This is a genomic window from Streptococcus sp. FSL W8-0197 (assembly GCF_037963785.1).
Classification (GTDB): domain Bacteria; phylum Bacillota; class Bacilli; order Lactobacillales; family Streptococcaceae; genus Streptococcus; species Streptococcus oralis_CQ.
This window is the reverse complement of record NZ_CP150168.1, coordinates 1824867-1839580: the sequence shown is the minus strand read 5'-3', so window position 1 is coordinate 1839580 and position 14714 is coordinate 1824867. Positions and strand designations below refer to the sequence as shown.

Annotated in this window: 13 protein-coding genes; 11 read left to right on the top strand and 2 right to left on the bottom strand. The window is 43.1% G+C overall.

Annotated features, from left to right (window positions below; all coding sequences use genetic code 11):
• The first annotated feature begins 437 nt into the window (after window positions 1–437).
• The 7 genes from ruvB to NYE79_RS08920 all read left to right on the top strand — a co-directional run bounded on the left by ruvB (window position 438) and on the right by NYE79_RS08920 (window position 8398).
• Window positions 438–1436 (top strand): Holliday junction branch migration DNA helicase RuvB, encoded by a 999-nt coding sequence (gene ruvB, locus NYE79_RS08950; RefSeq protein WP_285834995.1) that lies wholly within the window; start codon window positions 438–440, stop codon window positions 1434–1436.
• Complete coding sequence (locus NYE79_RS08945) at window positions 1417–2001, top strand: nucleotidyltransferase family protein (protein ID WP_251464029.1); 585 nt, start codon at window positions 1417–1419, stop codon at window positions 1999–2001. Before ruvB ends, NYE79_RS08945 begins: the two co-directional genes overlap by 20 nt.
• A 206-nt stretch (window positions 2002–2207) precedes the next feature.
• Window positions 2208–2966, top strand: a complete 759-nt coding sequence (locus tag NYE79_RS08940) for an isoprenyl transferase (protein ID WP_000466705.1) — start codon at window positions 2208–2210, stop codon at window positions 2964–2966.
• An 8-nt stretch (window positions 2967–2974) separates the two neighbouring features.
• The gene (locus NYE79_RS08935; RefSeq protein ID WP_063645813.1) at window positions 2975–3778 is read left to right on the top strand and encodes a phosphatidate cytidylyltransferase; all 804 of its coding nucleotides are present in this window, start codon (window positions 2975–2977) and stop codon (window positions 3776–3778) included.
• Between the two features lie 15 nt (window positions 3779–3793).
• Window positions 3794–5050 (top strand): RIP metalloprotease RseP, encoded by a 1257-nt coding sequence (rseP, locus tag NYE79_RS08930; protein ID WP_339293694.1) that lies wholly within the window; start codon window positions 3794–3796, stop codon window positions 5048–5050.
• A gap of 16 nt (window positions 5051–5066) precedes the next feature.
• A complete protein-coding gene (locus tag NYE79_RS08925; protein WP_000814032.1) occupies window positions 5067–6920 on the top strand; it encodes a proline--tRNA ligase in 1854 nt (617 codons plus the stop codon).
• A gap of 98 nt (window positions 6921–7018) precedes the next feature.
• Window positions 7019–8398, top strand: coding sequence for a family 1 glycosylhydrolase (locus tag NYE79_RS08920; protein ID WP_216728600.1), 1380 nt, complete (start codon window positions 7019–7021; stop codon window positions 8396–8398).
• A 38-nt stretch (window positions 8399–8436) separates the two neighbouring features.
• Here the strand turns inward: NYE79_RS08920 and NYE79_RS08915 are convergent, their stop codons facing one another.
• Window positions 8437–8850 carry an EamA family transporter gene (locus NYE79_RS08915; RefSeq protein ID WP_000264204.1) on the bottom strand — a complete coding sequence of 138 codons (414 nt, stop codon included), beginning with the start codon at window positions 8848–8850 and terminating at the stop codon, window positions 8437–8439.
• A gap of 215 nt (window positions 8851–9065) precedes the next feature.
• Here NYE79_RS08915 and glmS point away from each other — a divergent pair, with 215 nt between their 5' ends.
• Both glmS and NYE79_RS08905 read left to right on the top strand, forming a co-directional pair.
• Entirely contained in the window at window positions 9066–10874 is a 1809-nt protein-coding gene (gene glmS, locus NYE79_RS08910; RefSeq protein WP_216728599.1) for a glutamine--fructose-6-phosphate transaminase (isomerizing), read from the top strand.
• A gap of 110 nt (window positions 10875–10984) precedes the next feature.
• The gene (locus NYE79_RS08905) at window positions 10985–12037 is read left to right on the top strand and encodes an LLM class flavin-dependent oxidoreductase (protein WP_216728598.1); all 1053 of its coding nucleotides are present in this window, start codon (window positions 10985–10987) and stop codon (window positions 12035–12037) included.
• A gap of 230 nt (window positions 12038–12267) precedes the next feature.
• Here the strand turns inward: NYE79_RS08905 and NYE79_RS08900 are convergent, their stop codons facing one another.
• Entirely contained in the window at window positions 12268–13125 is an 858-nt protein-coding gene (locus NYE79_RS08900; protein WP_216728597.1) for a 5'-nucleotidase, lipoprotein e(P4) family, read from the bottom strand.
• 367 nt (window positions 13126–13492) lie between these two features.
• Here NYE79_RS08900 and NYE79_RS08895 point away from each other — a divergent pair, with 367 nt between their 5' ends.
• Window positions 13493–14497 (top strand): uroporphyrinogen decarboxylase family protein, encoded by a 1005-nt coding sequence (locus NYE79_RS08895; protein ID WP_216728596.1) that lies wholly within the window; start codon window positions 13493–13495, stop codon window positions 14495–14497.
• An 11-nt stretch (window positions 14498–14508) separates the two neighbouring features.
• Window positions 14509–14712: a hypothetical protein gene (locus NYE79_RS08890; RefSeq protein ID WP_000837740.1), complete on the top strand. Its 204-nt coding sequence runs from the start codon at window positions 14509–14511 to the stop codon at window positions 14710–14712.
• The last annotated feature ends 2 nt before the right edge of the window (window positions 14713–14714 follow it).

Below are 14714 nucleotides of genomic sequence, written 5' to 3'. Positions count from 1 at the left end.
GTTATTAAATAAAGACCTCCTAATACTCTTCGAAAATCTCATCAACCTTCGTTAGAGTCGACTTAGCTAACTATAGTTATGCTTGCGCCTATCTGCCTAGTCTGATTTCGATTTTCATTGAGTACCCTTTATTTAATGAAATCCCAAACTTTTCTTTTTCATCATAATCTCCTAAAGAAGTCACCCAATCAGGTGGCTTTTTTATGACTTGGGGAGGAAAAATCCATTTGAAAAAAATTTTTTAAAAAATGATAAATCAGAGAAAAAGTTAAGTTAGCTTTAAGATTCATCTTGTATCATATAATCATTAAATAAAGACCTCCTAACTTTATTTAATGAAATCCTAAACTTTTCTTTTTCATAATAATCTCCCTAAAGAGGCCACCCAATCAGGTGGCTTTTTTGTTTGTGGCTTGGATTTTTGATATAATAGAGCCATGAGTAGAATTTTAGATAATAAAATCATGGGGGATGAGGAGTTGGTAGAACGTACCCTCCGTCCTCAGTATTTACGTGAATATATTGGGCAGGATAAGGTCAAGGACCAGCTGCAAATCTTTATCGAGGCTGCCAAAATGCGGGATGAGGCACTGGACCATGTTCTTTTATTTGGTCCTCCAGGTCTCGGGAAAACAACCATGGCCTTTGTTATTGCCAATGAACTGGGAGTCAATCTCAAGCAAACGTCTGGTCCTGTTATCGAAAAAGCGGGGGATCTGGTAGCGATTTTGAATGATTTGGAGCCTGGAGACGTTCTCTTTATTGACGAGATTCATCGCTTGCCTATGTCGGTGGAAGAGGTGCTTTATAGTGCCATGGAAGACTTCTACATTGATATCATGATTGGGGCTGGAGAGGGCAGTCGCAGTGTCCATTTGGACTTGCCACCATTCACCTTGATTGGTGCAACGACACGTGCGGGGATGCTCTCAAATCCTCTGCGGGCACGTTTTGGGATTACAGGTCATATGGAATACTATGCCCACGCTGACTTGACAGAGATTGTTGAGCGGACGGCAGATATTTTTGAGATGGAAATAACCCATGAGGCAGCTTCGGAGTTGGCCTTACGCAGTCGAGGAACTCCTCGTATCGCCAATCGTCTCCTCAAGCGCGTGCGCGACTTTGCCCAGATTATGGGGGATGGCTTGATTGATGATGTGATTACGGATAAGGCTTTGACCATGCTGGATGTAGACCGTGAAGGTTTGGACTATGTAGACCAAAAAATCCTTCGCACCATGATTGAGATGTACGGTGGTGGTCCTGTCGGTTTAGGAACTCTTTCTGTTAATATTGCCGAGGAGCGTGAGACTGTCGAAGATATGTACGAACCTTACCTGATTCAGAAAGGTTTCATCATGCGAACTCGTTCTGGGCGGGTAGCGACTGCTAAGGCATATGAGCATTTAGGCTATGAATACAATGAAAAATGAACAAGAAATTCTAGATGCTTTCAGAGAAAATCCAGATATGATGACCATTCTGACCATCATTCGTGATCTTGATCTGAAAGACTCGTGGTTGGCAGCAGGTTCTGTCAGGAATTTCATCTGGAATCTCTTGTCAGACAAATCGCCTTTTGACCGGGAGACGGATGTTGATGTGATTTTCTTTGATCCAGATGTTTCTTATGAGGAAACAGTATCCCTAGAGAAAAAGCTGAGAGAAGATTTCCCTCAATATCAGTGGGAGTTGAAAAATCAGGTCTATATGCATCTGCACAGTCCCCACACTGTGCCTTACACGAGTTCTCGTGATGCCATGAGTAAGTATCCAGAACGCTGTACGGCGATAGGACTCCGCTTGCATGCGGACGCAACTATAGAGCTCTTTGCGCCCTATGGTCTAGAGGATATTTTGAATTTTCAGGTATCCCCAACTCCTCATTTCTTAGAGAATGAGGACCGAATGGAACTCTATCAAACACGGCTATCCAAGAAAAAGTGGCAAGAAAAATGGAAAAATCTAACTTTTTCAAAAAACTTAAGAAAAATTTAAGTTAGGGACGGTATACTAGACTCATAAGTTAAGAGAAACTTAACTTAAACTCCTAAAACTTTTTCATAATAATCTCCCTATAAAATTAAGTCGCCCAATCAGGCGGCTTATTTTTTGTCCGTACGGAGAGCTAATAACTTACCAATAGAAGAAAATAGGGAAATATGGTATAATGAAACGATAGATTTTTGAATAGGAATAAGAACATGTTTGGATTTTTTAAGAAAGATAAAGCTGTAGAAGTTGAGGTTCCAACACAGGTTCCTGCTCATATTGGCATCATCATGGATGGGAATGGTCGTTGGGCTAAAAAACGGATGCAACCACGGGTTTTTGGTCATAAGGCGGGGATGGAAGCCCTCCAAAAGGTGACCAAGGCAGCTAACAAGATGGGAGTTAAGGTCATCACGGTTTATGCCTTTTCAACGGAAAATTGGACACGCCCAGATCAAGAAGTCAAGTTTATCATGAACTTGCCAGTCGAATTTTATGATAACTACGTCCCTGAATTGCACGCAAATAACGTTAAGATTCAGATGATTGGGGAGACAGATCGTTTGCCTAAGCCGACTTTTGAAGCTTTGAAAAAAGCAGAGGAATTGACTAAGAACAATACGGGCTTGATTCTCAATTTTGCGCTTAACTATGGTGGCCGTGCTGAAATTACGCAGGCTCTTAAGGGCTTGGCTCAAGATGTTCTAGATGCTAAAATAAACCCTGGTGACATCACAGAAGATATGATTGGGGACTATCTTTTCACGCAACACCTGCCAAAGGATTTGCGGGATCCTGATTTGATTATCCGTACGAGTGGTGAGTTGCGTTTAAGTAATTTCTTGCCATGGCAAGCAGCTTATAGCGAGCTTTACTTTACGGATACCTTGTGGCCTGATTTTGATGAAGCCGCCTTGCAGGAAGCTATTGCTGCTTTTAACCATCGCAATCGCCGTTTTGGAGGAGTTTAGGAGAAGATATGACCAAGGATTTACAAAAGAGAACATTGTTTGCGGTATTGGCCCTGGCGATTTTCCTTCCAGTCTTGTTTGTGGGAGGGCTCCTGTTGCAGATAGGGATTGGCTTGTTAGCGATGCTAGGCGTCCATGAACTCTTGCACATGAAGGGGCTAAAGACTATGACCATTGAGGGTGCTTTGACTCTTTTTGCGACCTTCGCTCTCACAGTTCCTTTAGAAAATTACCTAACATTTTTGCCTGTTGATGGGAATGTGGTTGCCTACAGTGTTTTGATTACCATAATGCTAGGGACGACCGTTTTCAGTAAAAACTATACAATTGAAGATGCCGCTTTTCCAATTGCTGTGAGCTTTTATGTTGGTTTTGGCTTCAATGCCTTACTAGATGCTCGGGTGGCAGGTTTTGACAAGGTACTTTTGGCCCTTTTTATCGTTTGGGCGACAGATAGCGCAGCCTACCTGACAGGGATGAATTTTGGTAAACATAAGTTGGCACCAAGAGTTTCTCCTAATAAGAGTATTGAGGGCTTTGTCGGTGGTATTCTAGGTGCGGTACTGATAACAGTGATTTTCATGTTAGTGGACAGCACAGTTGCTCTTCCTTATGGGATTTATAGAATGAGTCTCTTTGCTGCCTTCTTCAGTGTGGCAGGTCAGTTTGGTGACTTGATTGAGAGTGCCATGAAACGCCATTTCGGTGTTAAGGATTCTGGAAAATTTATCCCTGGACATGGCGGTGTGTTGGATCGCTTTGACAGCATGCTGATTGTGTTTCCAATGATGCACTTATTTGGCCTGTTTTAAAGAAAGGAATATTGAATGATTGGATTGCTAACCTTTATCCTCGTTTTTGGGATTATTGTGGTGGTGCATGAGTTTGGACATTTTTATTTTGCCAAGAAATCGGGCATTCTAGTTCGTGAATTTGCCATTGGTATGGGGCCCAAGATTTTTTCCCATATCGGTAAGGATGGCACTGCTTATACCATTCGAATCCTTCCTCTAGGAGGCTATGTTCGTATGGCAGGCTGGGGTGATGATGCGACAGAAATCAAGACAGGAACTCCAGTCAGTTTAACACTTGCCGATGATGGTAAGGTCAAACGGATCAACCTCTCAGGGAAGAAGTTGGATCAAACGTCTCTTCCTATGCAGGTAACTCAGTTTGACTTTGAAGACAAGCTCTTCATTAAAGGCTTGGTCTTGGAAGAAGAAAAGACCTTTGCAGTGGATCATGATGCAACGGTGGTTGAAGAAGACGGAACCGAAGTGCGCATTGCTCCTCTGGATGTACAGTATCAAAATGCTTCTATCTGGGGTAAGCTCATCACCAACTTTGCAGGTCCTATGAATAACTTTATCTTAGGTGTTGTTGTTTTTTGGATTTTGATCTTTTTGCAAGGCGGTGTTAGAGATACTCAGACCAATCTCTTTCATGTCATGCCAGAGGGAGCTTTGGCTAAGGTAGGTGTAGCTGAGACCGCTCAAATTACCAAGGTCGGCTCGCATGAGGTTAAGAATTGGCAAGACTTGACCCAGGCTGTGGAAGCAGATACCAAGGACAAGACAGCCCCGACCTTGGATGTGACCATTTCTGAAAATAGTAGCGAAAAACAAGTCACTGTGACGCCAGAAGAAAATCAAGGACGTTATATTCTTGGGGTTCAACCGGGGATCAAGTCAGACTTTCTATCCATGTTTGTTGGTGGATTTACAACCGCTGCTGACTCGGGGCTCCGTATCCTTTCGGCTCTGAAAAACTTGATTTTCCATCCAGATTTGAACAAACTCGGTGGTCCCGTTGCCATTTTTAAGGCAAGTAGCGATGCTGCTAAAAATGGAATTGAGAATGTCCTCTACTTCCTAGCCATGATTTCCATCAATATTGGAATTTTTAACTTGATTCCTATCCCGGCTTTGGATGGTGGAAAGATTGTGCTCAATATCCTAGAGACTATCCGCCGGAAACCCCTTAAACAAGAAATTGAAACCTATGTCACCATGGCTGGTGTAGTTATCATGGTTGTCTTGATGCTAGCTGTAACCTGGAATGACATTATGCGACTCTTCTTTTAGATAATCGAGGAATATTATGAAACAAAGTAAAATGCTAATCCCAACGCTTCGCGAAATGCCAAGCGATGCTCAAGTTATCAGCCACGCCCTTATGTTGCGTGCTGGTTATGTTCGTCAAGTTTCTGCCGGTGTATATTCTTACCTACCACTCGCTAACCGTGTGATTGAAAAGGCTAAGAATATCATGCGCCAAGAGTTTGATAAGATTGGTGCGGTGGAGATGTTGGCTCCTGCCCTTCTCAGTGCCGATCTTTGGCGTGAATCAGGTCGTTATGAAACCTATGGTGAAGACCTTTATAAATTGAAAAACCGTGAAAAGTCAGACTTTATCCTAGGTCCGACACACGAAGAAACTTTTACAGCTATTGTTCGTGACTCTGTGAAATCTTACAAGCAATTGCCACTCAATCTCTACCAAATTCAACCGAAATACCGTGATGAAAAACGTCCACGTAACGGGCTTCTCCGTACGCGTGAATTTATCATGAAAGACGGCTATAGTTTCCATGCTAATTACGATAGTTTGGATGTGACTTATGACGAGTACAAAGCGGCCTATGAACGTATCTTTACTCGTAGTGGCTTGGACTTTAAAGCCATCATCGGTGATGGTGGCGCCATGGGTGGTAAGGACAGCCAAGAATTTATGGCCATCACACCAGCTCGTACAGACCTCGACCGCTGGGTTGTCTTAGACAAGTCAGTTGCCTCATTTGATGAAATTCCTGAAGAAGTGCAAGAAGAAATCAAGGCAGAATTACTTAAATGGATGGTTTCTGGTGAAGATACCATCGCCTACTCAAGTGAGTCTAGTTATGCGGCTAACTTAGAAATGGCAACAAACGAGTACAAACCAAGCAACCGTGTCGTTGCGGAAGAAGAAGTGACTCGTGTCGCAACACCAGATGTTAAATCAATTGATGAAGTGGCAGCCTTCCTAAACGTGCCAGAAGAGCAAACGATCAAAACCCTCTTCTACATGGCAGATGGAGAGCTTGTTGCAGCCCTTCTAGTTGGAAATGACCAACTCAATGAAGTTAAGTTGAAAAATCACTTGGGAGCAGATTTCTTTGATGTTGCGAGCGAGGAAGAAGTAGCAAATGTTATCTCAGCTGGCTTTGGTTCGCTTGGCCCAGTTGGTTTGCCAGAAAATGTGAAAATCATTGCAGACCGTAAGGTACAAGATGTTCGCAATGCTGTTGTGGGGGCTAACGAAGATGGCTACCACTTGACGGGTGTGAACCCAGGTCGTGATTTTACTGCAGAATACGTAGATATTCGCGAAGTTCGTGAGGGTGAAATTTCACCAGACGGACAAGGTGTTCTTAACTTTGCCCGTGGTATCGAGATTGGTCATATTTTCAAACTCGGAACTCGCTACTCAGCAAGCATGGGTGCAGATGTTTTGGATGAAAATGGTCGTGCTGTGCCAATTATCATGGGATGTTACGGTATTGGTGTTAGCCGTCTTCTCTCAGCAGTTATGGAGCAACACGCTCGCCTCTTTGTTAACAAAACGCCTAAAGGGGAATACCGTTATGCTTGGGGAGTTAACTTCCCTAAAGAATTGGCACCATTTGATGTGCACTTGATCACTGTCAATGCCAAAGATGAAGAAGCGCAAGCCTTGACAGAGAAACTTGAAGCAAACTTGATGGGAGCTGGTTACGAAGTCTTGACAGACGACCGTAACGAACGTGTCGGGGTTAAATTTAGCGATAGCGACTTGATTGGGTTGCCAATCCGTATTACTGTTGGGAAAAAAGCAGCCGATGGCATCGTAGAAGTTAAGATTAAGGCGACTGGTGACACCATCGAAGTTCATGCAGACAACTTGCTTGAAACGCTTGAAATCCTCAGCAAGAAATAAAAACTATAATCAGAAGAAAAACAAGGCAAAAATGTAACTAGTTTTTACCTTGTTTTTTCTATATAATGGGGAAAATGAGTAAATGAAGAGGTAAAGCTATGCTAAAATTTCCAAAGGATTTTGTTTGGGGTTCCTCCACTTCTGGACCGCAAACTGAAGGGCGCGTGCCTGGTGACGGCAAGGGGGACAATCTCTGGGATTATTGGTTCCAAGTAGAGCCAAACCGCTACTACAATGGGATTGGACCTGATAAAACATCGACCTTCTATGAGAACTGGGAAAAGGATATTGAGCTTTTGGTAGAGACTGGGCATACAGCCTTCCGAACTTCTATCCAGTGGTCTCGTATTTTCCCACAGGGGCGTGGAGAGGTCAATCCGCAAGGGGTGGCTTTCTACCGTCAGGTTTTTGAGGCTATTAAGGCCAAGGGGATTCGTCTCTTAGTCAATCTCTATCACTTCGACCTGCCTTTTGCCCTTCAAGAAGCTGGTGATGGCTGGGAAAATAAGGCAACTGTCAAGGCTTATGAAGACTATGCTCGTTTTTGTTTTGAGACTTACGGTGACTTGGTAGACCAATGGATTACCTTTAATGAACCCATCGTCCCCGTAGAATTTGGCTATTTTTACGATGCCCACTATCCTCATAAGGTAGATGCCAAAGCGGCGGTTAAGGTTGCCTATCACACACAACTGGCTAGTAGTCTTGCGGTTAAGGCCTGTCATGAAGTTTTGCCTGATTCCAAGATTGGGATTGTCCTCAACTTGACACCAGCCTATCCACGTAGCCAGCATCCCGCAGATGTCAAGGCTGCTCGCATTGCGGATCTCTTCCAAGCCCAATCTTTCCTAGATCCGTCTGTCTTGGGAGCTTATCCAGAAGAATTAGTAGAAATCTTGTCTGAGCATGATTTGCTGCCAGAGTATACTGTTGAAGAATTAGAATTCATTCGCGAGAATACAGTTGATTTCCTAGGAGTTAACTACTACCAGCCTTTGCGTGTCATGGCGCCACGTTTTGCTAAACATCCAGACAGTCCCCTCTTGCCAGAACATTTTTACGAGCCTTATATCATGCCGGGCCGTAAAATCAATCCTCACCGTGGATGGGAAATTTATGAGCAAGGGATTTATGATATTGCCCAAAATATCAAGGAAAATTATGGTAATATTGAGTGGATGTTGACAGAGAATGGTATGGGTGTTGAAGGGGAAGATAAATTCCGTGAGAATGGCATGATTCAAGACGACTATCGTATCGACTTTGTCAAAGGGCACCTGCGTGAACTCCACCGTGCCATTGAAGACGGTGCCAACTGTAAAGGATACTTAATATGGACCTTTATTGACTGCTGGTCATGGCTCAACAGCTATAAAAATCGTTACGGTTTGGTTGAGCTTGACTTGGAAACACAGGAACGTCGTCTAAAAAAATCAGGCCACTGGTTCAAGGAACTCAGCGACCATAATGGATTTTAAGAATAAAAAGAGTGAGATGGTGTTCATCTCACTTTTTATTACAATATCATCACCAAGGTCCCAATCGTAATCAGGATACAGCCAATAATTGTTTTAAACGTCAGGACATCCTGTAGGAAGAAAAAGGCTAGAACGAGGGTAATGACGAGACTGAATTTATCGACAGCAGATACCTCAGTCGCATTGCCCATCTGCAAGGCCTTGTAGTAGCAGAGCCAGGAGGCGCCAGTGGCTAAGCCTGATAAGATGAGAAAGAGCCAACTTTTTTTACTGATGTTGACAATTTCGGTCTGACTATTGGTCAAGAAAACCATAGCCCAGGCCATAAGAATGACGACGACTGTACGAATAGCAGTTGCTAGATTGGATGGAACTCCTTCAATCCCAATCTTGGCTAAAATTGACGTTAAGGCTGCAAAGATAGCTGATAAAAGTGCGAAGAAAAACCACATGGCCAATACCTCCTCCCCTTATTATAAGTAATTGATGCCGACTTGTCAGGTATCAAGTGAAATCTTGATAAAATACCAGATAGAAAAACTATACCAATTTTTATCCTTGACAAGTGAGAAAAACAAGTATATACTGTTTTTGCTGATTCCGTAAAGCGAGAATTAGACTATACCAATTTAAGGAGAAAGCACAGCTGGTCTGTGTCGTATATACTATGTGTGGAATTGTTGGTGTTGTTGGAAACACAAATGCAACTGATATTTTGATTCAAGGGCTTGAAAAGCTCGAATACCGTGGCTATGATTCTGCGGGGATTTTTGTCCTAGGTGGTGCTGAAAATCATCTAGTCAAGGCTGTCGGTCGTATCGCAGAATTGTCTGCCAAGACAGCTGGTGTTGAGGGAACAACTGGTATCGGACATACGCGTTGGGCGACTCACGGGAAACCAACGGAAGACAATGCTCACCCACACCGCTCTGAGACAGGACGTTTTGTTTTGGTGCACAATGGAGTGATTGAAAACTACCTTGAAATCAAGGAAGAATACCTTGCAGGTCACCACTTCAAGGGGCAAACCGATACGGAAATCGCTGTTCACTTGATTGGGAAATTTGTTGAAGAAGATGGTCTTTCAGTTCTTGAAGCCTTCAAAAAAGCCCTTCACATCATTCGTGGTTCTTATGCCTTTGCCTTGATTGACTCTGAAAATCCAGATGTCATCTATGTTGCTAAGAACAAATCTCCACTTTTGATTGGTCTTGGAGAAGGTTATAATATGGTCTGCTCAGATGCTATGGCTATGATTCGTGAGACCAACCAATACATGGAAATTCATGACCAAGAGTTGGTAATCGTCAAGGCTGATAGTGTCGAAGTTCAAGACTATGATGGCAATCGCCGTGAACGTGCTAGCTATACTGCGGAGCTCGACTTGTCAGATATCGGTAAGGGGACTTATCCTTACTACATGCTCAAGGAAATCGACGAGCAACCAACGGTGATGCGTAAACTCATCCAAGCCTACACAGATGAGGCTGGTCAAGTTGTTGTAGATCCAGCTATCATCAAGGCTGTTCAAGATGCAGACCGCATCTACATCCTTGCAGCTGGGACATCTTACCACGCAGGATTTGCTTCTAAAAAAATGCTGGAAGAATTGACTGATACGCCAGTTGAACTTGGAATCTCTTCTGAGTGGGGCTATGGTATGCCACTTCTCAGCAAGAAACCACTCTTTATCTTTATCAGTCAGTCTGGTGAAACAGCGGATAGCCGTCAGGTTTTGGTCAAGGCTAATGAAATGGGAATCCCAAGCTTGACAGTGACAAACGTCCCAGGTTCAACCCTTTCACGTGAAGCCAATCATACCATGCTTCTTCACGCAGGACCTGAAATTGCCGTGGCATCAACCAAGGCCTACACAGCGCAAATCGCAGCCCTTGCCTTCCTTGCAAAAGCAGTCGGAGAGGCAAACGGCAATGCCAAAGCGCAAGCCTTTGACCTGGTTCATGAGTTGTCAATCGTAGCTCAGTCTATCGAATCAACTCTTTCTGAAAAAGAAACCATTGATGCCAAGGTTCGTGACCTTCTTGAAACCACTCGCAATGCCTTTTACATTGGACGTGGTCAAGACTACTATGTAGCCATGGAAGCGAGCCTCAAACTCAAAGAGATTTCTTACATCCAGTGTGAAGGCTTTGCGGCAGGAGAACTCAAGCATGGAACCATTGCCTTGATTGAAGAAGGAACGCCTGTCTTGGCCCTCTTGTCAGATCCAATCCTTGCTAACCACACTCGTGGAAATATCCAAGAGGTTGCAGCCCGTGGTGCTAAGGTTCTCACTATCGCAGAAGAAAATGTTGCTAAAGAGACAGACGATATCGTCCTTACGACCGTCCACCCTTACCTCTCACCAATCTCAATGGTCGTACCAACGCAATTGGTCGCTTACTTTGCAACACTCCACCGTGGCCTTGATGTGGACAAACCACGTAACCTTGCTAAGTCAGTAACAGTAGAATAAGCTAAGAAAGTCTAGTTCATCTAGACTTTTTCTAATGAGCAAATTTATTGGAAATAAAACTAATTAGTGATAAAATACCCTAAAACTAAAAGAGATAGCGAGGAAACAGGATGGTAGAATTAGGAATTTCAACATTTGGTGAAACAACAGCTCTAGAAGAGACCGGGCAGATTTACAGTCATGATGAACGCATTCGTCAGTTGGTGGCAGAAATTGAGCTGGCTGATAAGGTTGGTTTGGATGTGTACGGGATTGGGGAGCATCATCGGGAGGACTTTGCGGTATCGGCGCCAGAGATTGTTCTTGCAGCTGGGGCAGTCAATACCAAAAAGATTCGTTTGACTAGTGCGGTCAGCATTCTCTCGAGTATGGATCCGATTCGCTTGTTCCAACAATATGCTACCATCGATGCCTTGTCAAATGGACGGGCAGAGATTATGGCAGGGCGTGGTTCATTCACGGAATCATTTCCTCTGTTTGGCTATGACTTGAAAGACTACGAAACTCTTTTTGATGAAAAGTTAGACCTGCTTCAGCTGGCAAATGAAAGCACCAAAGTGAATTGGCAGGGGCAATTGACCCAAAGCATTGCTGGAAAAGAAGTCTATCCTCGTCCTGTTCAGGACAAATTGCCATTGTGGGTGGCGACAGGTGGTCATGTAGAGTCAACAGTGAAGATTGCTCGGGCAGGGCTGCCGATTGTCTATGCCATTATCGGTGGTAATCCGCGCTACTTCAAGAAATTGATTCAAGCTTATCGTGAGATTGGGAGCGAAGCCGGTCATGCGGATAAAGACCTGAAAGTGGGCGCTCATTCTTGGGGGTGGATTGCTGAAGATGGCGAGCAGGCTGTCAAAGATTATTTCCATCCGACCAAGCAAGTGGTGGATGCAATTTCCAAAGACCGTCCACACTGGCAGGAATTGAGTTATGAGCAATATCTTGAACAGGTTGGACCAAATGGTGCCATGTTTGTGGGCAATCCAGATCAGGTGGCAGAAAAATTGATTCGCATGATTGAGGATTTAGACTTGGACCGTTTCATGCTCCATCTACCGCTTGGTTCTATGCCTCATGGTCAAGTTCTGAGAGCTATTGAACTCTTCGGCACACAAGTGGCGCCCAAAATACGTGCTTACTTTGCCATGAAAGAGGGGTTATAAAAAAATTCAATCAGTTGAGTCGATTGGTGAGGAACACCCATGGATTCAGCAACAGGTGGAAGTGGTACAAGCGATAGAGCATACTATCTAGTGGAATATATACTAGTTTATACCAAGTACAAGATAAAATAGTAAAAAAGACGATTTCTGCTTGGAAATCGTCTTTTTTCGCTATTCTCGCAAATACGATATCTTGTAGTTGGTGTAAACTGGTAGATAGCTCTCTTATTTTATTTATCAAAACCTTGTAAGTTTTTTTGACGCTCTTCAGTTTGACCCTTGGCATCCAATTTATTACCATTGTAAACAGTGCTTTCCCATGATCCGTACATTGGGTTAGGGAAAATGATGAATTTCTCACCAAACTCTTTTTGTAATTCCTCTAATTTTTGGTCGCGCTCAGTTTCAGAGGTCTTTGAAAACTCTGCAAAGTCCACAAGATTGTCTCCTAGTAGCATGACTAAGTTGGTTTTTTCTTGGACTGCTTGTCTACGACCTTCTTTAGATTTGACGCCTTTTTCTAAGAACATGAGATGATCGCGGCTTTGTACAGGAATTCCTTCATTTTCTAGGTTTTTGATCGTATCATCTACCTGATCTATCGTGCGGTCAGATACATAGTAAATTTGGACACCGTTTTGGTCTGCAAATTGTAGAAAGTCTTTAGCACCTGGTACAGCCTTGGCTGCGGCTTTTTTTACCCAGACGTCCCAGTTTTCTGGGGTAAATGCTGTTCCATCTTTGACATTTTGCGCTTGATAAGGACTATTGTCTAATACGGTTTCGTCCAAGTCCAAAACGATAGAGTAGGGTTTATCTGTCTGTGTTTTTAGTAGTTCTTTCAAACGATCAGTAGCGACATTGTAACCTTGTAGATAGAGTGCCTTGGTTTCAGCTGCTTTTTGATACCAAAGAGTTGACATAGTATTTTCTCTTGAACGCAACTGATCATAGGTCATTGTAACCTGATTATCAGATGTACTACTTTGTGTTGTCTGTGAATTTGCCGAATTTGTGCCACAGCCAGTCAGTAAAATGGCGGAAGCAAGTGTAGAAGCAATTGTAATGGTAACTTTGGATATTTTCATAATCCCATCCTCCTAATAATAGTCTATTAACATTGTAGCGTTTTCATTGGATTTGTGCAAGGAAATATCGAGAGAAAAGAAATTTTTCAGTAGTAATTTGGTATTAGGATAAAATTATGTACTTAATTTGGGAATGAAGATGGATATAAAAAAATCCAATCGATTTGATAGAAAATCTATATCAGCTCCTTTTTGGAAAATTGATGAAAATAAAATGAATCTTTGAAAGGCTAGTAACATCAAGCTTTTCAGGGATTTTTTTCTTTATCGATATAAAAATTTCCAATCGAGTTGATAGTCAATATATATTGGGAAAAGGGGAAAAGGAGTGGTAAGATGGTTTCAATCCAAATGGAAGGAGTAAGGTATGGCAAGTAAAAGAGATTTAGTCTTTAGAGCGATTCGAGGCGATGAAGTGGAAAGAGTTCCTGTCGGATTTTGGTTTCATTTTGTAACACTCGAAGAAAAGGGGCAGGGATTAAACAATCCACGTATCTTTCAAAAAAGTGTTGACGGGCATCGCAACTATGTGGAAAGGATTCGCCCTGATTTTGTCAAAATTATGAGCGACGGTTTTTTCCTTTATCCAAGTAATGTCTATAGTCCTAAGATCGCAAGCATTCAGGAGCTGACTTCTATTGAGTCGATTGGTGAGGAACACCCATGGATTCAGCAACAGGTGGAAGTGGTACAAGCGATTCGAGAGACCTTTACCGAAGAGATTGCTTCTTTCTACAATATCTTTTCACCGATCTCCTACCTCAAGCGCTGGTTCCGCACAGAAACTTCTCGAGGAGATAGGGAAGTGGCTGACCTATTGCTTGAAAATCCTGAGCAATTCAGAGCGATTCTAGATGTGATTGCAGGAGATATTGCTATCCTAACTCAGAAAATCATCCAGCAAGGAGGTGTTGACGGAATTTACCTCAGCACCCAGCAAATTCAAGATGAGCGCATCACACCAGCACTCTACCAAACCTATATCGAACCGAGCAATATAGCGATTTTGGAGGTAGCTAATCAGGTGGGTGGGACCAATATCCTCCATATCTGTGGTTTTGAAGGTGCGAGCAATGATGTGACGATATTTAAGGACTATCCGGCTCAAGTGGTCAACTGGGCGACCCACCATGAGGATGTTAGTTTGACACAGGGTCAAGAGTTGTTTACAGGCAAGGCCGTTTTAGGTGGATTTGAAAATGGCAAGAAAAGCTTGCTTTACCAAGGTTCCAAGGCGGAATTGCAAGATGAAACAAGGCGGTTGCTGGCTGAAGCTGGTAGTAAAGGCGTTCTTCTGGGAGCTGACTGTACTGTTCCAGATGACTTTGACTTAGAGAGGTTGGACTGGATTCGGCAGGCAGCTGTTCTCTAAAAGGAGGAGCTATGAAAAGTAAAAGATGGGGCATCTTCATTGCAGTTGTCGGTTTGCTGGCCTTGGTTGCCATAAGCGTCGTAAAAAATCAGCACTGCAAAAATGGAGAGAGATGTCATGGAGTTCAGGATTTTTCCAAGTCCAGTCTCCCCTTTCTACGCTCGAATGATATCGCAAGCAGTTTATTAGTTGAAAAAGTAAGAAATGGAGAATAAGA

Coding starts and splice junctions, on each gene's coding strand:
- NYE79_RS08925 (WP_000814032.1), top strand. CDS start 5,067: ATGAAACAAAGTAAAATGCTAATCCCAACGCTTCGCGAAATGCCAAGC.
- NYE79_RS08945 (WP_251464029.1), top strand. CDS start 1,417: ATGAATACAATGAAAAATGAACAAGAAATTCTAGATGCTTTCAGAGAA.
- NYE79_RS08905 (WP_216728598.1), top strand. CDS start 10,985: ATGGTAGAATTAGGAATTTCAACATTTGGTGAAACAACAGCTCTAGAA.
- ruvB (WP_285834995.1), top strand. CDS start 438: ATGAGTAGAATTTTAGATAATAAAATCATGGGGGATGAGGAGTTGGTA.
- glmS (WP_216728599.1), top strand. CDS start 9,066: ATGTGTGGAATTGTTGGTGTTGTTGGAAACACAAATGCAACTGATATT.
- NYE79_RS08900 (WP_216728597.1), bottom strand. CDS start 13,125: ATGAAAATATCCAAAGTTACCATTACAATTGCTTCTACACTTGCTTCC.
- NYE79_RS08890 (WP_000837740.1), top strand. CDS start 14,509: ATGAAAAGTAAAAGATGGGGCATCTTCATTGCAGTTGTCGGTTTGCTG.
- NYE79_RS08935 (WP_063645813.1), top strand. CDS start 2,975: ATGACCAAGGATTTACAAAAGAGAACATTGTTTGCGGTATTGGCCCTG.
- NYE79_RS08940 (WP_000466705.1), top strand. CDS start 2,208: ATGTTTGGATTTTTTAAGAAAGATAAAGCTGTAGAAGTTGAGGTTCCA.
- NYE79_RS08895 (WP_216728596.1), top strand. CDS start 13,493: ATGGCAAGTAAAAGAGATTTAGTCTTTAGAGCGATTCGAGGCGATGAA.
- rseP (WP_339293694.1), top strand. CDS start 3,794: ATGATTGGATTGCTAACCTTTATCCTCGTTTTTGGGATTATTGTGGTG.
- NYE79_RS08915 (WP_000264204.1), bottom strand. CDS start 8,850: ATGTGGTTTTTCTTCGCACTTTTATCAGCTATCTTTGCAGCCTTAACG.
- NYE79_RS08920 (WP_216728600.1), top strand. CDS start 7,019: ATGCTAAAATTTCCAAAGGATTTTGTTTGGGGTTCCTCCACTTCTGGA.